6 protein-coding genes are annotated in these 24,210 nt (G+C 76.4%); all 6 read right to left on the minus strand.

What is annotated here, in order from left to right; translation table 11 throughout:
- Positions 1-2: 2 nt before the first annotated feature.
- On the minus strand, positions 3-18,602 hold the full coding sequence (locus tag ACH4F6_RS03580; protein WP_397958177.1) for a non-ribosomal peptide synthase/polyketide synthase: 18,600 nt from the start codon (positions 18,600-18,602) through the stop codon (positions 3-5).
- Positions 18,603-18,735: 133 nt separating this feature from the next.
- Positions 18,736-20,085, minus strand: coding sequence for a serine hydrolase domain-containing protein (locus ACH4F6_RS03585; protein WP_397958178.1), 1,350 nt, complete (start codon positions 20,083-20,085; stop codon positions 18,736-18,738).
- Between the two features lie 89 nt (positions 20,086-20,174).
- Entirely contained in the window at positions 20,175-21,383 is a 1,209-nt protein-coding gene (locus ACH4F6_RS03590) for a cytochrome P450 (RefSeq protein WP_397958180.1), read from the minus strand.
- A gap of 927 nt (positions 21,384-22,310) precedes the next feature.
- Positions 22,311-23,063: a thioesterase II family protein gene (locus ACH4F6_RS03595; protein WP_397958181.1), complete on the minus strand. Its 753-nt coding sequence runs from the start codon at positions 23,061-23,063 to the stop codon at positions 22,311-22,313.
- Between the two features lie 143 nt (positions 23,064-23,206).
- Positions 23,207-23,923, minus strand: coding sequence for an alpha/beta fold hydrolase (locus tag ACH4F6_RS03600; RefSeq protein ID WP_397958182.1), 717 nt, complete (start codon positions 23,921-23,923; stop codon positions 23,207-23,209).
- Positions 23,924-23,961: 38 nt separating this feature from the next.
- Positions 23,962-24,210: alpha/beta hydrolase fold domain-containing protein (locus ACH4F6_RS03605; protein WP_397958183.1), on the minus strand; the 249-nt coding region annotated here is incomplete at its 5' end.

Genomic DNA, 24,210 nt, shown 5'->3' on the forward strand with positions numbered 1-24,210 from the left:
CCTCACCGTTCTTCGTGGTCGCTGTCGCCGCGTGCGGCGTCTTCGAGTTCGCTCAGCACCTGTTCCTCCACCAGGTCCGCCAGGGCGGCCACGGTGCGGTTGACCAGGACGTCGCGGGGCGTGAGGGTCACGCCGAAGGTGTCGTTGGCGCGGGAGGCGATCCGCAGGGCGCGCAGGGAGTCGCCGCCCAGGGCGTAGAAGTCGTCCTCGACGCCCACGGTGGTCTCCAACGCCTCCTCCCACAGGGCGGCGACGGCCTCCTCGGTGGGGGTGCGGGGCGGTACGTGCCCGGCCGTCCGCTCCCCCGTGTCGGGGGCGGGCGCGGGCAGCGCGGCCCGGTCGGTCTTGCCGTTCTCCGTGAGCGGGAACCGGTCCAGCGTCACGAACGCCGAGGGCACCATGGGGCCGGGCAGGGTGCGGGCGGCGAAGGCCCGCAGTTCCGCGCCGGCGGGCGGTTCGGCGCCGGGCGCGACGAGCAGGTGGGCCACCAGGCGCGGCAGCCCGGGCTCGTCCTCGCGCACGCTCACCACGGCGTCCAGCACCGCCGGGTGGCGCACCAGGGTCGCCTCGACCTCGCCGGCCTCGATGCGGTGGCCGCGCAGCTTGAGCTGGTGGTCGGTGCGGCCCAGGTGGTGCAGTTCGCCGCGGGCGTCGCGGCGGACCAGGTCGCCGGTGCGGTACATGCGGGTGCCGGGCGGCCCGAACGGGTCGGCGGTGAAGCGGGTCGCGGTCAGGCCGGGGCGGCCCAGGTAGCCGCGGGCCAGGGCCGGTCCGGCGAGCCACAGTTCGCCGGGCACGCCGTCGGGGACGGGGCGCAGGCGCGCGTCGAGGACGTAGGCGCCGGTGGCGGGCAGGGTGCGGCCGATGGGCGGCGCGGAGCCGTCCGGTTCCAGCGGGTCGGACCAGGTGGCGACGACGGTCGCCTCGGTGGGCCCGTAGGAGTTGACCATGCGGTGGTGCGGCGCCCAGCGGGCGACCAGTTCGGCCCGGCAGGCGTCCGCGCCGACGATCAGGGTGCGCAGGTCGGGCAGGGTGCCGGGGGTGTCCGGCGGGAGGGTGGCGAGCGCGGCGGGCGGCAGCAGGGTGTGGGTGATGCGCGCGGTGCGCAGGGTGTCCGCCAGTTCGGCGCCGAGCAGCGGGCCGGGCGGCGGCACGACGAGGGCCGCGCCGTTCGGCAGGGACATGCACAGCTCCAGCACGGAGGCGTCGAAGCTGGGCGTGGCGAAGGCCAGCACCCGGTCCCCGGCGCGGACCTGGTAGTGCGCGGCCTCGGCGGCGGCGAAGCCGGCCAGTGCGCGGTGGGTGACGACGACGCCCTTGGGGGTGCCGGTGGAGCCGGAGGTGTAGATGACGTACGCCGGGTCGTCGAGGTCCAGCGGGCGGACGCGGTCGGCGTCGGTGGGCCGGTGGTCCGGGACGTCGTCCGGCGGGGCCGCGAGCAGGTCGGCGACCTCCTCGGCGGTGAGGGTGACGGCGGGGTCCGCGTCGCGCAGCATCAGCGCGACCCGCTCGGCCGGGTAGCCGGGGTCCACCGGCAGGAAGGCGGCGCCCGCCTTGGTCACGGCGAGCTGGGCGAGGACCATCTCCGCCGAGCGCGGCAGGACCAGGGCGACGATGTCGCCAGGGCCCGCCCCGCGCGCGACGAGCCGGTGCGCCAGCCGGTTGGCGCGCGCCTCCGCCGCGGCGAAGGTCAGCGTCCGCTCCCCCGCGTCGAGGGCCGTCCGCTCGGGCCAGCGGTCGGCCGCGGCCTCGATCAGCGCGGGCAGTGCCGCCGGGGCCGGCGGCGGCAGCTGCGGGCGCGCGGGGCCGTGCAGCAGCCGGTGCCGTTCGCCGGGCGGCAGCACGTCGACCGCGTGCAGCGGCGCCCGGTCGGCGGATCCGGCGAGGACGGACAGGGTGTGCGTCAGCCGGTCGGCCAGGGCGTCGGCCGTGGTCTCCTCGAAGTACCGGGGGTCGTAACCGAGTTCCACGCTCAGCTCGTCGCCGGGCGAGATCACCACGGTCAGCGGGTAGTTGGTCGCCTCGCGGGCGTCGAGGTCCCGGATGCGCACGCCGTGCGCGCCGGCGGTGGCGTCGCCCACGGGATAGTTCTCGAAGACCAGCAGGCTGTCGAACAGGGAAGTGCCGGCGGGCAGTTCGCTCCACCGGTGCAGGTCCGTCAGCGGCACGTGGTCGAAGCGCCGGTCCTCCGCGCGGGCGGCCTGGAGTTCCCGCAGCCACGCGGCGCACGGCGCGGACTCGTCCACGGTGACCCGCGCGGGCAGGGTCGTGATGAACAGGCCGGTGATCGTGTCCGCGCCCGGCAGGTCGGCGGGCCGTCCGGAGACGGTGGTGCCGAAGCACACCTCCCGCTCGCCGCCGGAGCGCGCCAGCAGCAGCGCCCAGGCGCCCTGCACCAGCGTGTTGAGGGTGAGCCGGTGGCGGCGGGCGAAGTCCGTCAGCCGGGCCGTGGCGTCGGCGCCGAGCCGCCGGGACAGCCAGGTCCCCGACCGGGCGGCGGCGCCCGGGGCGGGCCTGCGGTCGTACGGCAGCGGGGTGGGCGCGGAGTGGCCGGCGAGGGCGGCCTTCCAGTGCTCCTCGGCGGCGGCGGTGTCCCGACCGGCCAGCCAGGCGGCGTAGTCCGCGAAGGGGCGCCGCCGCGGCAGCCGCGGCTCGCCGCCGGCGGCGAGCGCGGCGTGCGCGGCCATCACGTCGCCCAGCACGTGGAAGACGCTCCACCCGTCCAGCAGGACGTGGTGGAAGGTCCACACCACGCGCACCTCGTCCGGGCCGAGCCGGATCAGGGTGACGCGCAGCAGCGGGGGACGGTCCAGGCCGATGCCGCGGGCGCGGTCCTCGTCGAGCAGCCGCCGCAGCTCGGTCTCCCGCCGCTCCGGGTCCAGGCCGCTCCAGTCGAGTGCGGTGACGGGCAGGGTGGCGTGGCGGTGCACGGTCTGGAGGGGGACCGGCACCCCGCTCAGCGCCACGGCGGTCCGCAGTACGGGCGTGCGGTCCACGACGTGCTGCCAGGCGGCCGCCAGCAGCCGGGGCTCGCGCACGCCGTCCGCCACGAACGTGATCTGCTCGGTGTACAGGCCCTCGCCGGGCTCGTCCATGCCGTGCACGACCATGCCGGTCTGCGTGGGGGTGAGGGGGTAGACGTCCGTCACGTCGCGCCCGTCGCCGACGAGCCGGTCGACGGCCGCCTGGTCCAGGGCGGCCAGCGGGAAGTCCGACGGGGTGCGGCCGCCCGCGCCCGGCTCGGCGCAGTGCCGGACGATCCGGCGCAGTTCCTCCGCCGTCTCCTGCGCCAGGCGTGCGACGGTCTCGTGCCGGTGCACCCGCCGGGAGTACGACCAGGTGAACTCCAGCCGCTTGTCGGTGACCCGGCCGAGGACGTCGATGAGGTGCGGCCGGTCGGCCGCGCGGTCCATGCCGCCGCCCAGCCCGTCGTGGGGCGCGCGCAGCAGACCGCCCTCGGACGCGTCCCAGTCCTGCTGCCCCAGGTAGTTGAAGCCCACCTGCGGCAGGCCGGGCAGTCCGCGTCCCGCCGCGGGGTGCAGGTGGCGCAGCGCGCCGTAGCCCACTCCCCCGCGCGGCACGGCCCGGAGGTTCTCCTTGACCGTCTTCAGCGCGGTGTCGAGGCCGGCGTCGCGGGGCACGTCGAGGCCCACGGGGAACATGGCGGTGAACCAGCCGACGGTGCGGGCGAGGTCGACGTCGTCGAAGAGGTCCTCGCGGCCGTGGCCCTCCAGCGCGACCACCACCCGGTCCTGCCCCGTCCAGCGGGCCAGGACCCGGCCGAGGGCGCACAGCAGGACGTCGTTGACGCGGGTGCGGTAGGCGTCGGGGACGTCCTGGAGCAGCCGTCGGGTGTCCTCGCCGTCCAGGCTCACCGTCACCGTCTCCTCGTCGGCGGCGGTGTTCGGGCCGGCGAGGTCGGTCGGCAGGGCGGTGGGGCGCAGGCCGCTCCAGTGGGCGATCTCGTCGTCGAAGCCGCCCGCCGCGGTGTGCGCGGCCAGGCGCCGGGCCCATTCCCGGAAGGAGGTCGTCTTCGGGCCCAGGTCCGGGGCGGCGCCGGCGCGCAGGGCCCGGTAGGCCGCGTCGAGGTCCTCCAGGACCACCCGCCAGGACACCGCGTCGACGACCAGGTGGTGGGCGGCCAGCAACAGGACGGGCGGCCGGTCGCCGCCGGGGCGGCACAGGGCGGCCTTGAGCAGCGGGCCCTCGGCCAGGTCGAACCCGGCGCACAGGCCGGCGGCCACGGCGTCCGGCGCCGCGGACGCGTCGTGCACCTCGAGGTGCGGCGCGGCGCCGGGCGGGGCGGCGTACTGGCGCCACCGTCCGTCGCCGGCCGGTTCGCAGCGCATGCGCAGCGCGTCGTGCTGCTCCAGCACCGCCGCGAGGGCGGCGCGCAGCAGCGTCTCGTCGGTGTCGGACGCCAGCTCGAAGGAGACCGTCTGGGTGAGGCGGGCCGGGTCGCCGGTGAGGGTGTCGAACAGCCAGTGCTGCACGGGGGTCAGCGGGACGTCTCCGACCACCGGGCCCTGTTCGGCGGCGGCCGTCGGCTCGGCCGGGGACTCCTCGACCGCCGCGGCCAGTTCGGCGACCGTCTGGTGCCGGAACAGGTGCCGGGGCGTCAGCGCGAGTCCGGCCCGGCGGGCGGCGGAGACGATCCGGATGCCGAGGATGGAGTCGCCGCCGAGGGCGAAGTAGTTGTCCGTGGCGCCCACGCCGGGCACGCCCAGCACCTCGGACCAGATCGCGGCGAGCGTCCGCTCGGCGGCGGTGCGCGGCGCGCGGGTGTCCTCGGTGGTGGTGGCCGCGGACCACACCGGTTCGGGCAGGGCCCGCCGGTCCAGCTTGCCGGTGGTGCCCAGCGGCAGCCGCTCCAGCTCCACCACGACCGCCGGGACCAGGTGGTCGGGCAGCGTCCGGGCGAGGAAGGCGCGCAGGTCGGCCGGGGCCGGGGCGTCGCCGGCGCGGGGCACGGCGTAGCCCACGAGGCGCTTGTGGCCGTCGTGTTCCACGACCCGGGCGGCGGCCGCGGCCACCCGCGGGTGGCGGGCCAGCGCGGCCTCCACCTCGCCGAGTTCGATGCGGAAGCCGCGCACCTTCACCTGGTCGTCGGTCCGGCCGAGGTACAGCAGGTCGCCGTCGGCCGTCCAGCGGACCAGGTCGCCGGTGCGGTACATGCGGCCGCCGGGCGGACCGTAGGGGTCGGCGAGGAAGCGGGACGCGGTCAGGCCGGGCCGGTTCAGGTAGCCGCGGGCCACGCCGGTCCCGGCGAGGTACAGCTCGCCGGGCGCGCCGACGGGCACGGGGCGCAGCCGTGCGTCGAGGACGTAGGCGCGGGCGCCGCCGACGGGCCGGCCGATGGGCGGGACGCGGTCGGGGTCCGCCGGGTCGCAGGTGAAGGCGGTGGCGTAGACGGTGGCCTCGGTGGGTCCGTAGATGTTCATGACCCGGCAGCCGGGGACCGTCTCGCGCACCTGGCGGACGGCGCGGGCGGGCAGCGCCTCGCCGGCCAGGACGACGGTGTCGGCGGTGACGCGCACGGTGTCCTCGGCCAGCAGGCGGCCCAGGGCGGAGGGGACGGCGCTGAGCAGTCCCGCCCGCCACGGTCCGGGCCGTTCGGCGAGGGCCAGCAGGTCGCGGACGACCTCGACGTGGCCGCCCGCCAGCAGCGGCGTGAGGATCTCGAACACCGACACGTCGAAGTTGAGCGAGGTGGAGGCCACCACGTGGGCGAGGTCGCGGCCGGTGAACTCGGCGGCGGCCCAGTCGGCCAGCGCCACCACCGAGGCGTGCGGGACGACGACGCCCTTGGGCCGGCCGGTGGAGCCGGAGGTGTGGATGACGTAGGCGGGGTGCTCCGGCAGCAGCGTGCCCCGCCGCTCGCCGTCGCTCACGGGGGCGGCGGACGCGGCGGCCAGGCGTTCGGCGCAGGCCGGGTCGTCCAGCTCGATCCGCGCGTACGGGCCGTCCGGCAGCCGCCCGGAGGTCTCCGCACAGGTGATCACCGCGTCGGGGCGGACGTCCTCGAAGAGGAACGCGATGCGCTCCGCCGGGTGGCCGGGGTCGACCGGGAGGTAGCCGGCGCCGCTCTTGAGGACCGCGAGGAGCGCCACGATCAGGTCGGCGGTGCGGGGCAGGGCCAGCGCGACGAACCGCTCCGGTCCGGCGCCGGCCTCGATCAGGAGGCGGGCCAGCCGGTCGGCGCGCTCGTCGAGCTGCCGGTACGTGAGGCGCTCGGCGCCGGCGGTCACGGCGGGGGCGTCGGGGGTGCGGGCGGCCTGGGCCGCGAAGGCGTCCGGGAGGGTGCGGCGCGGCAGGCTCACCACCGGTCCCGCGAGCCGGTCCAGCAGGCGGCGGCCGTCGGCCGGGTCGAGCGCCGGCAGGTCGGCCAGGCGGCGGTCGGGGTCGGCCGCGATCCGCGTCAGCAGGGTGCGCAGGCCCGCGCCGAGCCCTTCGACGGTGGCGGCGTCGAAGGCCGCCGGGTCGTAGTCCAGGGACACCGTCACGTCGTCGCCGGGGGCGACGACCACGCTGAGCGGGTAGTTGGTCGGCTCCAGGTCGCGTTCCTGCTCGACGGTGATCCCGTGCCGGGCCAGGGCGCCCTCGTCGAACGGGTAGTTCTCGAAGACGACGATGCTGTCGAACAGGCCGGTGCCGCCGGGCACCTCGCTCCAGGTCTGCAACTGGGCGAGGGAGACGAAGTCGTGGCGCCGGGCCTCCGACTGGGCGGCCTGCACCTCGCGCAGCCACTCCAGCAGCCGGCTCTCGCCGTCGATCCGCAGCCGGGTGGGCAGGGTGTTGATGAACAGGCCCACCATGGAGGTCACGCCGGGCAGTTCGGCCGGGCGGCCGGACACGGTCGTGCCGAAGACGACGTCGTCCCCGCCGCCGTAGTGGTGCAGCAGCAGCCCCCAGGCGCCCTGGAGGACCGTGTTGACGGTCAGCCCGGCCCGCTGCGCGGTCTCCTTCAGCCGCGCCGACACCTCCCGCCCGAGGGCCACCCGGACCGTCCCCGACGAGGACGTGCGGTGGGCGTCGGCGGGGCGCCGGTCGCGCGGCAGTTCGGTGGGGACGGCGAACCCGGCGAGGGTCTCGCGCCAGTGGCGCTCCGCCCGGCCGGTGTCCCGGGCGGCCAGCCACCGCAGGTAGTCGGCGAAGGGCGCCCGGTCGGGCACCTGCGGACGGCGTCCGGCGGTCAGGGCCGCGTACCGCTCGCACACCTCGTCGAACACCTGGGCGGCGCTCCAGCCGTCGAGCAGGACGTGGTGGAACGTCCACACCATGCGCACCCGGTCCGGCGCGAGCCGGATCAGCGCGAGCCGCATGAGCGGGGCCGCTCCGAGGTCGATCCCGGCCCGCCGGTCCGCCTCCAGCAGCGCCTCCATGTCCCGCGCGCACTCCTCGGCGGGCCGTCCGGACCAGTCGTGGTGGGCGACGGGCACGACGGCCCGCCGCTGGACCACCTGGAGGGGTTCGGCGGTCTCCTGCCACACCAGGCGGGTGCGCAGGATCGGGTTCGCGTCCGCCGTGCGCTGCCAGGCCTCGGCGAGCGCGTGCGGGTCGGTGACGCCGTGCAGCACCACCTGCACCTGGTTCACGTAGGTGCGGGCCCGGGGGTCCATGAGGCTGTGGAACAGCATGCCCGCCTGCATCGGCGTCAGCGGGTACACGTCCTCGACGGCGCGCCCGTCCCCCACGACCCGGTCGACGGCCGGCTGGTCGAGGCGGGCCAGCGGGAAGTCCGAGGGCGTGCGGCCGCCGGCGTCCGGGGCGGCGCAGTGCGCGACGATCTCCTCCAGCGACCGCAGCATGCCCCGGGCGAGGGAGGCGACCGTCTCCTCGCGGTGGCGTCCGCCGCTGTAGTGCCAGGTGATCTCCAGCTCGTCGTCCTCGACGCGGGCCACCACGTCCAGCAGGTGCGGGCGCGGCGCCCCGGGGTCCTCGGCGCCGTCCAGGCCGCCGGGGACCGCCCGGACCAGCGCGCCGTCGGCGGCCGACCAGTCGAACCGGCCCAGGTAGTTGAAGCTGATGCCGGGCAGCGGCGCGGCGGCGAGCCGCTCGTCGCCCGCCAGGTGGCGCAGGACGCCGTGGCCGACGCCCCGGTCGGGTACGGCCCGCAGCTGTTCCTTCACCGACTTCAGGGCGGCGCCCCAGTCCCCCTCGGGCAGTTCGAGGGCCACGGGGAAGAGGCTGGTGAACCAGCCGACCGTGCGGGACAGGTCGAGGTCGTCGAAGAGGTGGTCCTCGCGGCCGTGCCCCTCCAGTCCCACGGCGACGGCGCGACGGCCGGTCCAGTCGGCCAGCACGCGGCCGAGGGCGGTCAGCAGGACGTCGTCGACGCGGGTGCGGTAGACGCCGGGGACCCGGCGCAGGAGGTCGTCGGTCCGCCGGCGGTCGAGGCGCACGGTCACCGCGCGCAGGTCGGCGACGGTGTTGCCGCCGTCGAGGTCCACCGGCAGCGGGTCGGCGCAGTGCCGTGCCACGGCCTCCCAGTGGGCGCGCTGCGCGGCGAGGTCCCCCTCGCCGGCGCGCCGGGCGAGCCGCCGCACCCATTCCCGCACGGACGTCGTGCGCTGCGGCAGCCGTACCGGCTCGCCGGCCCGGGCCTGACGGTAGGCGGTCTCCAGGTCCTCCAGCAGGACGCGCCAGGAGACGCCGTCGACGATCAGGTGGTGGGCGGTCAGCAGCAGGCGCGCGGCCCGGTCCCCGCCGGTGAACAGCCGGGCGGCGATCAGCGGGCCGGTGTCCAGCCGGAACCCGGTGTGCGCCTCCTGCGAGAGGCGGGCCTCGGCCTCCTCGGCGGCCCGCGCGTCGAGGCCGCCCAGGTCGTGCGTCCGCAGCAGCCGGGGGGCCCGCGTGTCCGGCGCGGCGTACTCCTGGCGCCAGGTCCCGTCCGCGGCGCGGGTGAAGCGGGCGCGCAGGGCGTCGTGGTGGGCCCACAGCGCGGTCAGGGCGGCGTCCAGCGCGCCGGCGTCGACGTCCTGGTCCGTCTCGACGACCACGGACTGGTTGAAGTACTCCGGGCGCGGCGGCTCGGCGTCGAGGAACCAGCGCTGGATCGGGGTGAGCCCGACCTCGCCGGTCACCGGACCGGTGTCCGCGACCGTACGGGCGGCGCCGGTCGCGGCGGTGGCCAGGCCGGCGAGCACGGGGTGGCGGAACAGGTCCCTCGGGGTCAGGGCGAGCCCCGCGGCGCGGGCGCGGGAGACGACCTGGATGCTGACGATCGAGTCGCCGCCCAGCATGAAGAAGTTGTCGTCCGTGCCGACCCGTTCCACGCCGAGGAGCTCGGCCCAGATGCCGGCGAGCGTCCGCTCGGCGTCGGTGCGCGGCGCGCGGTAGGCGGCGCCCGTCGCCGCCGACGGGTCGGGGTCGGGCAGGCGCCGCCGGTCGACCTTGCCGTTCGCGGTCAGGGGCAGCTCCGGCACGGTGACGAACGCGGCCGGGACCATGTAGTCGGGCAGTCCGCCGGACAGGCTCTCGCGCAGCTCGGCCGCCGGCGGCACCGCCGCGCCGGGGGCGGGCACCAGATGGGCGACCAGGCGCCCCCGTCCGGCGTGCCGCGACACCGACACCACCGCCTCGGCGACCGCCGGGTGCGCGGTGAGCCGGGCCTCGATCTCGGCGGGCTCGACGCGGAAGCCGCGGATCTTGATCTGGTCGTCGGCGCGCCCCACGAAGTGCAGTTCGCCGTCGTCGCTCCAGCGCACGATGTCGCCGGTGCGGTACATCCGTCCGCCGGGCGGGCCGAACGGGTCGGCCAGGTAGCGGGCCGCCGTCGCGCCGGGCCGTCCGGTGTAACCGCGGGCCAGTCCGGCGCCGGCTACGTACAACTCACCGGGTATGCCCGGGGGTTGCGGCTGGAGCGCGCCGTCCAGGACGTACACGCGGGTGTCGTCCAGGGGACGGCCGATGGGCAGGGCCGCGGGCAGCGCGTCACCGGCGCGGAAGACCCGCCGGGTGGCGAAGGTGGTGGTCTCGGTCGGGCCGTACACGTCGACGACGGTGAGGTCCGGGCAGGCGTCCAGCACGCGCCGCACGGCGGAGCCGGGCACGGCCTCGCCGCCGGTCCACACCTCCCGCGCGCCGCGCAGGCAGGCGGGGTCCTCCTGGGCGAGGAGGCGGAACAGGCCCACCGTCAGGAACAGGCAGCTCACCCCCTGTTCGGTGATCGCGCGGCGCACGGCGGCGGCCTCGAGGTCCCCCGGCGGGGCGAGCACGGCCGTGCCGCCGCGCAGCAGCGGCACCCACAGCTCGTAGGTGGAGGCGTCGAAGGCGTGCGGGGAGTGCACGAGGACCCGGTCGTGGGCGGCGAAGGCGCGGTCGAGGGCGAGCGCCGCGACGTCCCGCTGCCGCACCGCCACGCCCTTGGGGGCGCCGGTGGAGCCGGACGTGAACATCAGGTACTGGACGTGGTCCGGGTCCACCGCGGGCGTCGCGTCGGACGCGGGTGCGCCGGCGGTGTCGCCGTCCGGCCGCAGCACCACGCCGTCCGGCAGCAGGGCGGCGGCGGTCTCCTCCCGGGCGCCGTCCGTGAGCAGCAGACCGGCGCCGGCTTCTTCGAGCATCGTGCGCAGCCGTTCGCGCGGCGCCCTGCCGTCGAGCGGGACGTACACGCCGCCGAGGCGGGCGAGGGCGACCTGGGTGACGACGAGCCCGGCCGAGCGGTCCATCAGGACGCCGACGGGGACCTCCGGGCGGACCCCGAGCGCGGCCAGCCGGCCGGCCAGCGCCCCGGCCCGGTCGTCGAGTGCGCGGTAGGTGAGCCGTTCGTCGCCGGCCAGCAGCGCGACGGCGTCGGGGGTGCGCCGCACCTGCGCGGCGAACAGGTCCGCGGTGGTCGCCGCGGCGGCACGGGTGGCGGTGTCGTTCCACGCGTGGAGGACCTGCTCGCGCCGGGCGGCCGTCAGCAGGGGCAGGCGGGCGGGCGCGCTGTGCGGTGCGGCGGCGAAGCCCTCCAGCAGCACGGTGAGGTACTCGGCCATCCGCCCGACGGTGGCGGCGTCGAAGAGGTCCGGGTCGTAGCCGAGGCGCAGGGCGAGTTCCGTGCCGGGGTAGGCGACCAGGCTGAGCGGGTAGTTGGTGGTCTCGATGCCGTCCAGGCCGCCGATCCGCAGTCCGTGCGCGGCGGCGAGGTCGTCGTCGACCGGGTAGTTCTCGAACACCACGATGCTGTCGAACAGGGCGGCGCGTTCGGGCAGCGCGGTGAACGCCTTCATCCGGTGCAGCGGCACGTGGTCGTGGCGGCGGTCCTCGCTCTGCTCCTGCTGGAGCCGGGCCAGCCAGGCGAGCAGCGTCCCGTCCCGTGGCACCCTCACGCGGGTGGGCAGGGTCGCGATGAACAGGCCGGTCATGGCGTCGGCGCCGGGCAGCTCGGGCGGCCGTCCGGAGACGGTGGTGCCGAAGACCACCTCGTCGCGGGCCGCCTGGCGGCTCAGCAGCAGCGCCCAGGCGCCCTGCACGAGGGTGTTCACGGTCAGGCCCGCCGTCCTGGCCAGGCCCTCCAGGGCCCGGGTGGTGGCCTCGGGCACCGTGACGCGCACGGCCCGCGTCGACTCCGCGCGGTGGCTCTCGCGCGGTTCGCGGTCGAAGGGCAGCGCGGTGGTCTCGTCCAGGCCGTCCAGGCGGGTCCGCCAGTGCCGTTCGGCCTCGTCCCGGTCGGTGCGGCCCTGCAGCCAGGCGACGTAGTCGCGGAAGGGGCGGCGGTCGGGCAGCGGGACGTCCGCGGCGCCCGTCAGGCCGGCGTGGCACGCGAAGACGTCGGAGAGGACCTGGAACAGGCTCCAGCCGTCCAGGATCAGGTGGTCGAAGGACCACACCACGCGGACCGCGCGGTCACCGACGCGGGCCAGCACCAGGCGCTGGAGCGGAGCGCGCGTCAGGTCGACGCCGCGGGCGCGGTCGTCCTCGAGCAGGTCGCGCAGCCGCTGTTCCCGCCCGGCGTCGGACAGGCCGCGCCAGTCCAGGTGCTCGACCGGCACGGCCGCCCGGCGCTGCACCACGAGGAGCGGCTCGGGCACGTCCTGCCACACCACGCGGGCGCGCAGCACCGGCGTGCGGTCCGTGACCCGCTGCCAGGCGTCCGCCAGCACGGCCGGGTCCGCCACGCCGTCCAGGACGAACGTCAGCTGCTGGAAGTACACGCCGCGGTCGTCCTGCGAGAGCCGGTGGAAGAGCATGCCGGCCTGGGTGGGCGTGAGGGGGTGGACGTCCTCCAGGCCGGCGGGGTCCCCGCCCGCGATCCGGTCGACCTGCGTCTGGTCGAGCCGGGCCAGCGGGAAGTCCGAGGGGGTGCGGCCGGCGGCGCCGGGCCGGGCCGCGTGGCGGGCGAGGTCGGCCAGCGCGTCGGCGAACCGTCCGGCGAGGTCCTCGACGGTCTCCCGCCGGTGCAGTCCGTCGGAGTAGAACCAGGTGAACTCCAGGCCGTCGCCGTCCAGCAGTCCCACGACCTCCAGGGCGTGCGGGCGCGGCGCCGAGGGGTCGGCGTCCAGTTCCAGCGGGCGGAACGGCCCGCCGTACAGTCCTTCGGAGGCCCCGGAGAGCCCGAAGCGGCCCAGGTAGTTGAAGCTGATCTGCGCGGTGGTCGCCGGGAGCGGTGCGGCGTCCCGGCCCGGCAGGGTCAGGGCGCCGTGGCCGAGGCCGTGCCGGGGCACCGCGCGCAGCTGCTCCTTGACCTGCTTGAGCACGGCGTCCCAGTGCGCCCCGGGCGGGACGGCGAGGGCGACGGGGTGGCGGGTGGTGAACCAGCCGACGGTGCGGCTGGTGTCGACGTCGTCGAACAGTTCCTCCCGGCCGTGGCCCTCGACGTCCACCAGCACCCGGTCGTGGCCGGTCCAGCCGCACAGCACCCGGCCGAGGGCGGCGAGCAGGACGTCGTTGGCCCGGGTGCGGTAGGTCTCGGGCAGGGTGCGCAGCAGCGCCTCGGTGTCCTCGGGGCCGAGGCGCACCGTGACCGAGCGCTGGGAGGCGTAGGTGTCGGCGCCCGTCCGGTCCGTCGGCAGGGCGGCGCGGGCGCCCTCGGTCGCCCGCGCCCAGTACGCCTTCTCGTCGTCGAATCCGCCGGCGGCGGTGTGCGCGGCGAGGCGCTCGGCCCAGTGCCGCAGCGGGGACGACTTCGGGGGCAGCGCCGCCGCTCCGTCCCGGCCGGCGCGGCGGGCCCGGTAGGCCCGGTCGAGGTCCTCCAGGAGCAGGCGCCAGGAGACGCCGTCGACGACGAGGTGGTGGACGGCGAGGTGCAGTAGGTGCGGCCGTCCGGGGCCCCGGTCGTGCAGCACGGCGCGCAGCAGCGGGCCGTGGCGCAGGTCGTGGGGGCCGAGGTGCGGGGTGTCGGTGTCCGGACCGGTGTGGCGCGCGAGGCGGCAGCGGGCGGCCGGGCCGTCGATCAGCCACCGCACGCCCTCCTCGTCGGCGAGGAAGCGGGAGCGCAGGGCGTCGTGGTGGGCGATCACGTCGTTGAGGGCGTCCTCGAGGGCGGTCGCGTCGACGCCGGCGTGCAGTTCCACCGAGAGCGTCTGGCCGAAGTGCCCGGCCCGCTCGGCGGCGCTGTCGAAGAGCCAGTGCTGGATGGGGGTCAGCGGCGCGGGGCCGGTCGCCTCGACGGGCGCCGGCGCGGCGACGGGCCGCCGGCTCCCCGCCTCGTCGGCGCGGCGGGCCAGGGCGGCGATCGTCTGGTGCCGGTAGACGTCGCGCGAGGTGAGGGTGAGGCCCGCCTGCCGGGCCCGGGCGACGACCTGGATGCTGAGGATGGAGTCGCCGCCCAGCGCGAAGAAGTTGTCGTCCGCGCCGACCCGCTCCACGTGCAGGACCTCGGCCCAGACGGCGGCGAGGGTCCGTTCGGTGGGCGTGCGGGGCGCGACGTGGCGTGCGGCGGTCTGCGCGGGCGCGGGGTCGGGGAGCCGGCCGCGGTCCAGTTTGCCGTTGGGGTTGAGCGGCAGGGTCGGCAGCACCACGACGGCCGCGGGGACCATGTAGTCGGGCAGGGTCCGCCCGAGTTCGCGGCGCACCGCCTCCGGTTCCACGCGGGCGCCGGGGGCGGGGACGACGTATCCGGCCAGGCGGCGGTGGCCGTCGCCGTCGCGGACGGTCGCGGCGGCCTCGGCGACGCCCGCGCAGCGGCGCAGTGCCTCCTCGACCTCGCCCAGTTCGATGCGGAAGCCGCGCACCTTGACCTGCTGGTCGACGCGGCCGAGGTACTCGAGCCGGCCGTCGGCGCTCCAGCGCACCAGGTCGCCCGTGCGGTACATGCGGTCGCCGGGGGCGCCGAACGGGTCGGCGACGAAGCGCGCGGCGGTCAGGCCGGGCCGGTTCAGGTAGCCGCGGGCCAGTCCGCCGCCACCGAGGTACAGCTCGCCGATGACGCCCGGGGGCTGGGGGCGCAGCAGGCGGTCCAGCACGTAGGCGCGGGTGCGGGCGACGGGACGGCCGATGGGCGGGGCCTGGTCGGGGACGGTGCCGTCGGCGAACCAGGCGGTGGCGTAGACGGTGGCCTCGGTCGGGCCGTAGAGGTTGGCCACCTGGGCCGAGGGCATGGCGTCCCGGATGTCCCGCACGGTCCGGGCGGGCAGGGCCTCACCGGCCAGGACGACGGTGTCCGCCTCGACGGCGCCGTCGCCGCCGAGCACGCGGGAGAGCACGGACGGGACGCCGCTGAGGAGTCCGGCCCGGCGCGGGCCGGAGCCGTCGGCGAGGGTCGGGAGGTCGGCGACCACCTCGACGCCGCCGCCGGCCAGCAGGGGGCACAGCAGCTCGAAGACGGACACGTCGAAGTTGAGGGAGGTGGACGCGACCACGTGGGCCAGCCCGCGCGGGCCGAACGTCTCCCCGGCCCAGGCGGCCAGCGCGGCCACGCTGCGGTGGGCGACGACCACGCCCTTGGGCCGGCCGGTGGATCCGGAGGTGTAGATGACGTAGGCGGGGTGGGACGGGTCGAGCGGCCGGATCCGGTCGGCGTCGGTCAGATCGGCGTCGGACGGGCCCGGGGCGGCGGCGCCGGACGGCCCGGCGTCCTCGGCGTCCTCGAGGAGCAGCGGCTCGCAGGCGTCGGGGAGCGCGTGGGCGGTCTCACGGGTGGCGACGACGAGGGCGGGGGCCGCGTCGGCGAGCATGAAGCGGATCCGCTCGGCCGGGTAGCCGGGATCGACGGGCAGGTACCCGGCGCCCGACTTCAGGACGGCCCACAGCGCCGGCAGCAGGTCGGCGGAGCGCGGCAGGCACAGCGCCACCAGGGTCTCCGGGCCCGCGCCGCGCGCCGTCAGCAGCCGGGCGAGCCGGTTGGCGCGCCGGTTCAGCCCGGCGTAGTCCAGCCGGACCCCGCCGCAGGTCACGGCGGTCCGGTCGGGGGTGCGGGCCACCTGCGCCTCGAACAGCGCCGGGAGCGTGGCCCCGTCGGCGCGGTCGCCGGCCGGCGCGGGCGGGTTCCAGGAGTCGAGGAGCGTGCGCCGCTCGTCGTCCGACAGCAGCGGCAGCTCGGCCAGCGTCCGGTGCGGGCCGTCCGCCATGCCCTCCAGCAGGCGGTGCAGCTGGCGGCTCATCCGGGCCGCGGTCGCGGCCTCGAACAGGTCGGTGTTGTACTCGACCGTCAGCTCGCAGTCGCCGTCGCCGCGCGGGGCGAACTCCAGCACGAGGTCGAAGCGGGCGGCCGGGCGGGGCAGCGGGTGCTCCTCGATCCGCACCCCGGCCGCCAGCGGGGGCCGGGCGGGCGCCGTCTGCTGCACCACCAGCGCCTGCACCAGCGGGGTGCGGCTGGGGTCCCGCGGCGGGGCCAGTTCCTCGACCACCCGGTCGAACGGCACGCCGTCGTGCGCGAAGGCGTCCAGCACGGTCGCGCGCACGGACTCCACGAACCGGTCGACCGTGACGGCGTCGTCCACCTCGCCGCGCAGCACGACGGTGTTGGCGAAGAAGCCCGTCACGTCCTCCAGTTCGCGGCGGTCCCGCCCGTTGGTGACGGTCCCGAACGCCACGTCCCGCTGTCCGGAGTAGCGGGAGAACAGCACGGCCGCCGCCCCGGCGAACAGCGTGAAGACGGTCGTGCCGCGGCCCTGGGCCAGCTGCCGCAGCCGGTCCACCAGGTGCTCGGGGAGGGTGTGGCGGTGGGCCGCGCCCGCGGTGGTGCGCACCGCCGGCCGGGGCCGGTCGGTGGGCAGGTCGAGCTGCTGCAGGCCGGCCAGGTGGCGCTTCCAGTAGCGGAGGTCGTCGGCGTCCGCGTCGCCGGTGCGCCGCTCGTGCTCCCACAGCGCGAAGTCCGGGTACTGCACGCCCGGCAGGGGGAGGCCGTCCGGTTCGTCGCGGGCCTCCGCGCGGTAGAGCGCCGCCAGGTCCCGGGTCAGGACGCCGACCGACCAGCCGTCGGTGACGATGTGGTGCTGGGCCAGCAGCAGGACGTGGTCCTCGGGTGCGCGGCGGACGAGCAGCGCCCGGGTCAGGGGCCCGGTCGTCAGGTCGTGGGGGCGGCGCAGTTCCTCGGTCAGCAGGCGCTCGACGGCGTCGTCCCGGCGGTCGGCGGGCAGGTGCGCGACGTCATCGGTGCGCAGGGGCAGCGCCGCCTCGGGGGCGACCAGCTGGACGCCCTGGCCGTCGACGGTGGCGAAGGTGGTGCGCAGGGAGTCGTGGCGGGCGGCGAGCCGGTCCAGGGCGCGGCGCAGGGCCGGCGTGTCGAGCGGGCCGCGCAGCCGCAGCGCCACGCCGGTGTTGTACTCGGCCGCGCCGTCGGTGAGGTCGTCGAGGAACCACAGGCGCCGCTGGGCGCCGGAGAGCGGGACGGGCTCCCCGCGCGGGGCGGAGGGGATCGGGTCCGGCGGCGCGGCGGCGGACGGCTGCGCGGCCAGCGGGGCGAGCGCGGCCACGGTCCGCGCGGTGAACACGTCGCGCAGGGAGAGCCGGGCGCCGAGGGCTTCCCGGATCCGCGTCAGGGTGCGGGCGGCGAGGACCGAGTCGCCGCCCAGGTCGAAGAAGTCGTCGGTGACCCCGACGGAGTCGACGCCGAGGACGTCGGCCCAGATCGCGGCCAGGGCCCGCTCGTCGTCGGTGCGCGGCTCGACGCGCTCCTCGGTGCGCGTGCCGCCGGGGGCGGGCAGGGCCCGCAGGTCGATCTTGTGCTGCGGGGTGAGCGGCAGCGCGTCCAGGACGACCACGGCGGAGGGCACCATGTGGGCCGGCAGGGCGGCGGCGAGGGCGGCGCGCAGCCGGGCGGGCTCGGGTCCGCGGGCCGGGTCGGCGGGGGTGACGTAGCCGACGAGCCGGCCGCGGGCGGGTTCCTCGTCGCGGACCACGACGACGGCCTCGCGGACGCCGGGTTCGCGGGTCAGGGCGGCCTCGATCTCGCCGGGCTCGATGCGGAAGCCGCGCACCTTGACCTGCCGGTCGACCCGGCCGAGGAACTCCAGCTCGCCGTCCGCCCTGCGGCGCACCCGGTCGCCGGTGCGGTAGAGGCGGGCGCCGGGCGGTCCGGAGGGGTGGGCGACGAACCGGGTCGCGGTCAGGCCGGGGCGGCCGAGGTAGCCGCGGGCCAGTCCGTCGCCGCCCACGTACAGTTCGCCCTCGGCGCCGGGCTCCACCGGGCGCAGCGCCGCGTCCAGGACGTGGGCCTCGGTGCCGGGCAGCGGGCTGCCGATGGCCGGCGTGCCGGTGCCGGGGGCCAGCGGGCCGGTCCAGGTGGCGACGACGGTGGCCTCGGTCGGCCCGTAGGAGTTGATCATGCGGCGGCCGGGGGCCCACCGGTCGACGAGCGCGGCCGGGCACGCCTCGGCGCCGACGATCAGGGTGCGCAGGTGGGGCGCGCCGCCGGTGTCCGCCGGGTCGGGCAGGGTGGAGAGGGCGGCGGGGGGTATGAGGGCGTGGGTGATGCGGTGCTCGTCCAGCACGGCGGCCAGCTCGTCGCCCAGCCAGGGCCCGTCCGGCGGCACGACCAGCAGGGCGCCGGACAGGACGGATGTGCACAGCTCCAGGACGGAGGCGTCGAAGCTGGGCGAGGAGAACTGCAGCACGCGGTCGCCCGGGCCGACGGCGTACCGTTCTGCGGCGGCCGCGGCGAAGCCGCCGATGCCGCGGTGGGTGACGGTGACGCCCTTGGGGGTGCCGGTGGAGCCGGAGGTGAAGATGACGTACGCGGCGTGGTCGGGGAGCGCTCGGCTCCCGGGCGGGTTCGTGCCCCCGTCCTCGGCGTCCTCGGCTTCCATCAGCGCGCGGACCCGGTCCGGGTCGTCCAGGACGACGGCCGGTGCGGCGTCGGCGAGCATCAGGGCGCGCCGTTCGGCCGGGTAGGCGGGGTCCACGGGCAGGAAGGCGGCGCCGGCCAGGGCCACGGCCAGCTCGGCGGCGATCAGCTCCATCGAGCGCGGCAGGACCAGCGCCACCGTCCGCTCCGGTCCGGCGCCGCCGGCGACGAGGTGGGCGGCGAGGCGGCCGGCCCGTCGCGCGAGTTCCCCGTACGACCAGGTGCGCCGGCCGTCGGTCACCGCGGGGGCGTGCGGGTCGCGCGTCACCCACCCGGTGAACAGCTCACCGAGCGGGACGTGCCGGGTGGCGTGGTCCGTGCGGGCCGGCGAGGGGGTGCCGACCGGTGCGGGGGCGGGCGCGGCGGGGCGCTGGGCGTGCAGGTCCGTCATCGGGGTGAAGTCCTTCGGGCGTGGGGCGGCGCGCGGACCCGCCGCACCGGTCTCGGGCGGTCTGCGGGCACACCGGAGCGGTGCGGCGGGTCCGTGCGTACGGGGCGGGTGCGTGACGCGGACGTGGGCTCGGTCAGACGGTGCCGGTGCGGCGCGCGGTGCGCCCGGATATCTGCAGGCGGTCGACGGCCCCGGTGGCGGGGTCGCGGTGGAACCGGCCGCCGGGCTCGTGCCGGCCCGTCGCCGGGTCGACCAGGTCGCAGGACAGGTCCGGGTAGCACACCAGCGGGATGGGGCAGTCGCCGTCGACGGACAGCGTCGGCATGCCGTCCCCGTCGAGTTTGACCGTGTACTCGGTGCCCCCGTTGCGGTAGGTGCCGGCGCACTCCGGCAGCGGTACGGCGAGGCCGCGGCGGGCGGTGGCCGGGGCGGTCGGCACGCTGATGCCGGTGAGCCGGACGAGGTCGACGGCGAGGTCCCGCCACAGGGCGGTGGCGCCGCCGGAGTTGCCGGTGAAGGCGACGACCACGCCGCTGTCCGGCTCCGCCCGCAGATGGCAGGAGGTGCCCTGGGCGTTCCCGTCGTGGCCGCACCACATGCGGCCGTCCTGCTCGAAGAGGGCCAGGCCCAGGCCCCAGGAGTCCGCCAGGGCGCCGGGGTCGGCGGCCGGTTCGGGGTGGCGCATCAGGGCGGCGGCGGACGCGGGCAGGACGGGGGACCGGCCGATGACGGCCCTTCCCAGGGCCATCAGGTCCTCGGCGCTCGCCAGCAGGGCTCCGGCCGGAGCCTCCACCGGGGCGAGGTTCTGGTGGGCCGGGCGCACCAGGCCCGTGGCCGTGTTGAGGGCGTGGCCGGCGGCGGTCGGCCGCGCGGGGGCGGCGTCGCCGAGGAAGGCGGGGACGATGTCCAGCGGTTCGAGGAGGAGCGCCCGCACCGCTTCCTGCCAGGTCATGCCGGTCACTTCGGACACGAGCCGGCCGGCGGCGACGTAGCCGGCGTTGGAGTAGGAGAAGCCGGTTCCCGGCGGGAACAGGGTGTGCTGCGCGGTGCAGACGGCCGAGAGGTAGCGCGTGGCGGTGGCGCCGGCGGCGCTGTCGGAGTCGGGCCCGGTGGGCAGGCCGGCGGTGTGACTGAGCAGGTGACGCACGGTCACCTCGGGTAACGACCTCAGTTCGGGCAGCAGTTCGGCGGCGGGCTCTTCGAGGTCGAGGTCTCCGTCGTCGGCGAGGAGCAGCACGGCGGCGGCCGTGCCGAGCTTGGTTATGGAGCCCAGGGGTACGGCCGTGTCCGCGGTGAACGGGGTTCCCGTCAGGGCGTCGGCCGTGCCGGTGTGCACGCTGAGGGTGTGCGTGCCGGTGTGGACGGCCAGTTGGGCGCCGGGGACGCGGTGGGCGCGCGCGAGGAGGTCGAGCCGGCTCTGCAGTTCCTGGTGCGGCGGGGACGGCGGCCGGTCGGTGGCCGGAGCGGCGGTGGGGTACGGCATGGGAAAGGAACTCCTGGTGAGAGCGGGTGCGGGGAGAACGTGACCGGTCCGCGGGTGAGCGGTGCGGGACCTGGGCGCGTCGACGCGCGTCACGGCCTGGTGACGGCGATCGGCAGGTGACGTACGCCGACGATGACGGCCGGGTTCTGGTACGCGACGTCGTCGTAGGAGGGGACCGCGAGGGTGGGGAAACGTTCCATCAGCATATGCAGCGCGATCCGTGCCTCCAGCCGGGCCAGCGGTGCGCCGAAGCAGAAGTGGATGCCGTGACCGAAGGTCAGGTGGGGATTCGGGCTGCGGGTCACGTCGAAGACGTCCGGAGCGGCGAAGCGGGAGGGGTCGCGGTTGGCGGCGCCCAGGTGCGCCATCAGCAGGGTGTCGGCCGGGATCTCGTGGCCGCCGAGCAGCACCGGACGGGTGGTGCGCCGCCCCAGTTCGGGGAAGGGCGGCAGCCAGCGCAGCACCTCCTCCACGGCGTCCGGCAACCGGCCGGGGTCCTCCCGCAGGGCGGCGAGGGTGCCGGGGTGCCGGTCGAAGGTGACCACGGCGTTGCCGAGCAGCGCGGTGGTGGTGATGTGCCCGGCGACCAGCAGCAGGGCGACGAATCCGACGATCTCCTCGTCCGCCAGGCGCGCCCCGTCCACCTCGGCGGTGAGGAGTCTGCTGGTGAGGTCGTCCCCGGGGTCGGCGCGGCGGCGCCGGATGTGGTCCAGCACGTAGCCGTTCATCTCGCGCACGGTCGGGGCGATGGCCTCCAGCGCCCGTTCCAGGTCGGCCATGTCGAGGCTGTCGCCGAGCTGGTCGCCGCCGAAGAGGGTGCCGGCCCACTCCTGGAACAGCCTGTGGTCGTCGGCGGGGACGCCGAGGAGTTCGGCGATCACGATGATCGGCAGGGGGTAGGCGAGGGTGTCGACCAGGTCGAACCGGTCACGGTCGGCGACCCCGTCGAGCAGGCGCGCGCACACGGCCTCGATGCGGGGTGCGAGCCCCTGGACCACTCTCGGGGTGAAGGCCTGGCTCACCAGGGTGCGGAGTTTGCGGTGTTCCGGCGGGTCCATGCCGACGAAGTTGCCCTGCCGGAAGGTCTCGAAGTCCTCCTGGGTGGGGGTCATCGACGTGAGGTCGGAGGAGTACGTCGCCGGGTCGGCGAGAACGGCGGAGACCGTCCGGTGGTCCACGACACGCCACTGCCCCTGCCCTTCGTCACAGGTCACGGGACCCGCCTCGCGTAAGGACCGCCACTGGTCGGGTAACGCCTCCAGGGGCGATCCGGTCGCGGTCGGTTGGGTGCTGGTCACCGTTTCTCCTTGGGTGAGGACACGCGGGCACGACGGGGCTGCGGGTTCGCCGGGCGGGAAGCCGTGGCTGTCACGGGCGTGGTCGACGGGCGCGGCACCGCGCGGCAGCCCTCGCCCCGCGCCGGGTGGCCGATCCGTGGCCGGGCCGGTCGCCGCTCGGAAGCGATCCGCCCGTCCTCTTCTCACGGAATGCCGGTGACCTCCCGGGGCGTCAACAGACCTGGGGGCGGGTGCCGTACGGCGGGGCGGTGGTTCCGAGCGGTCCGGGCGTCCGCCGCGCGGCCGGCCGGCCCCCACGCCCGCGGCCCGGCGACACGCGCCTCGGGCACCAAGCAGACATCACTCATTCCCCCAGCGACTCCTCCCGCGCAGCGGCCCGCGCAGGACTCCCCTGTCCCATGATGTAGTGCTTTGCACGCCAAAAACGCGCTTCGGCACGATCTGTCCGGGCCGAATGCGCTCACAGTTTTCACGTTGGGTCACACGTTGGCAACCCCCCGGAATCGAAGGGGAGACGGCCTGTCAGCAGCCCACCGCCACATGCGTGTATCCCGTCGCTCCACCCTCAAACTCGCCGCCTGGGTGAAAAGTTGACTTTCCCTCTCGCCCACCGGGCCATGACCGCCGCCACCTGCGCCGTCCGTCCCGGACCCGGGGACGCGCACCCCGTGGGCTTCGGCCGGGCCGGACGGCGACACGCCCGAACGCCGCGCGGCACGGGCCCCCGGCGGGCGCCCGGTCCCGGAGGAACGTCTTGGTGTGCGGAGGAAGTCACCGGCGCACACCGGCATCACGCGTGCGCGGGCGTACGCCCCCAAGCTTCGCGCTGTACGCCCCCGGGCTTCGTGCTGTGCGCCCCCGGGTCCCATGCTGTACGTCCCCGGGCTTCGTGCTGTGCGCCCCCGCGAACCGCGGGGGCGCCGCCCGTCATCGTCCGTCGACGCCCGCGCACTCGGCGACGAGCCGCACGACGGTGTCCGGATGGTCCGTCAGGTAGAAGTGCTCCCCGGAGAGGACCTCCAGCCGGAAACCGGCCGTGGTGTGCCTCTTCCAGGCGGCGGCCTCCTCCGGTGCGACCTGTGGGTCCCGGTCCCCGGTCAGGCAGAGGACGGGCGTGTCCACCACGGTGTCGGGGACCGGCCGGTACCGGGTGACCGCCCGGTAGTCGTTGCGCAGGACGGGCAGGAACAGGTCCATGAGCTCCGGGTCGCGGAAGACCGCCGGATCGGTGCCGCCGAGACCGGCGAGGTGGTCGATGATCTCCTGGTCGGAGCCGAAGGCGCGGTTCTCGCGCATCGCCGAGGGGGCGGTCCGGCCGGACACGACGAGACGGCAGTGCGCCGTCGACCGGTCGCGCCCGAGCCGGAGCACCGTCTCGAAGGCGACGGACGCCCCCATGCTGTGGCCGACGAGCACGAGCGGCACGGGCTCCGCCGCCCATCGCCGCAGGGACGGCACCAGACGGTCGGCGAGTCCTTCGACGGTCGTCACGAACGGTTCACCCATGCGTTCCTGCCGCCCCGGGTACTGAACGGCCGCGACGTCGTACCCCTCGGGGAACCGCCGCGCGAACGGCGCGTAGAACGGGGCGGCGCCGCCGGCGTGCGGGAAGAAGAGCACGCGCGCGCGAGGTGGTGCGGCACGGCGCAGTGGTCTGATCCAGGGGTCCTTGTCCTCCATCGGCGCTCCCGCCCTTCCTCCCCGCGGCCCGGGTCGCGCGCCCGGCCGGTCCGGTGTGATCACCGCCGACCGTACGGTGCCCGCGGGCCGACCGTCGAGGGGCCCCGGCGGGACACGGCCGCCGGGCACCCGGCACGGACGCGTCAGGTGGTCGCGCGGACCGCTTCCCGGATCAGTTCGGCGACCGCCCCGGGCCGGGAGACGGCGACGGCGTGGGAGGCGCCGTCGATCTCGACGACCGTCGCTCCGGCCCGCTTCGCGCCGAAGCGCTCCACCTCCGGGTTGATCGCCTCGTCCGCGCCGGCCACGAGTGCCCAGGAAGGCTTGGTCCTCCACGCCGCGGCCGACGCCGTCTCCGTGAACACCGAGGTGGCCAAAGGACGTTGCGCCGCCGCCAGGACCTTGGTGACGGCGGCCGGAACGTCGGCGGCGAAGACGGCCGGGAACGCGTCGGCGTTGATCGTGACCTCGACCGCGGGCTCGCCGCCGTCGACCGGGTACGTCGCCTCCTCGAGGTTGCTCACCAGGGGCGAGAGCGGGAAACGTCCCTGCAGCTCACCGAGGCTCTCGCCCTCTTCGGGGACGTAGGCCGCGATGTAGACCAGGCCCACGACGTTCTCCGCGGCACCCGCCACGGAGATGACCGCGCCGCCGTAGGAGTGGCCGACCAGGACGACCGGACCGTCGATCTGGGAGGCCCGCGAGGCGATGTAGGCGGCGTCGGACGCCAGGCCGCGCAGCGGGTTCGGCGGCGCCACCACGGGGATGCCGTGGTTCTGCAGCTCCGCTATGACACCGGACCAGCTGCCGGCGTCCGCGAAGGCGCCGTGGACGAGCAGGACGGTCGGGGTGGCGACCATGTCGGTTCTCCTCGGAACGAAGGGGACGGGACGCCGCGTCAGCGGGTGTGCAGCGCGGTGCGCAGCACGCCGACGGCCTGGTGGATGGCGGCCTCGGCGGCGTGCGTCTCGCGCAGGGCGTCGAGCATGACGAAGTCGTGGATGACGCCCTGGTAGCGCACGGCGGTGACGGGAACGCCGGCCTCGCGGAGTTTGCCCGCGTAGGCCTCGCCCTCGTCGCGCAGGACGTCGGCCTCGGCGGTGACGACCAGGGCCGGGGGCAGGCCGGTGAGCTGTTCGGTGGTGGC

Source organism: Streptomyces sp. NPDC017936 (assembly GCF_044328485.1).
GTDB lineage: Bacteria > Actinomycetota > Actinomycetes > Streptomycetales > Streptomycetaceae > Streptomyces.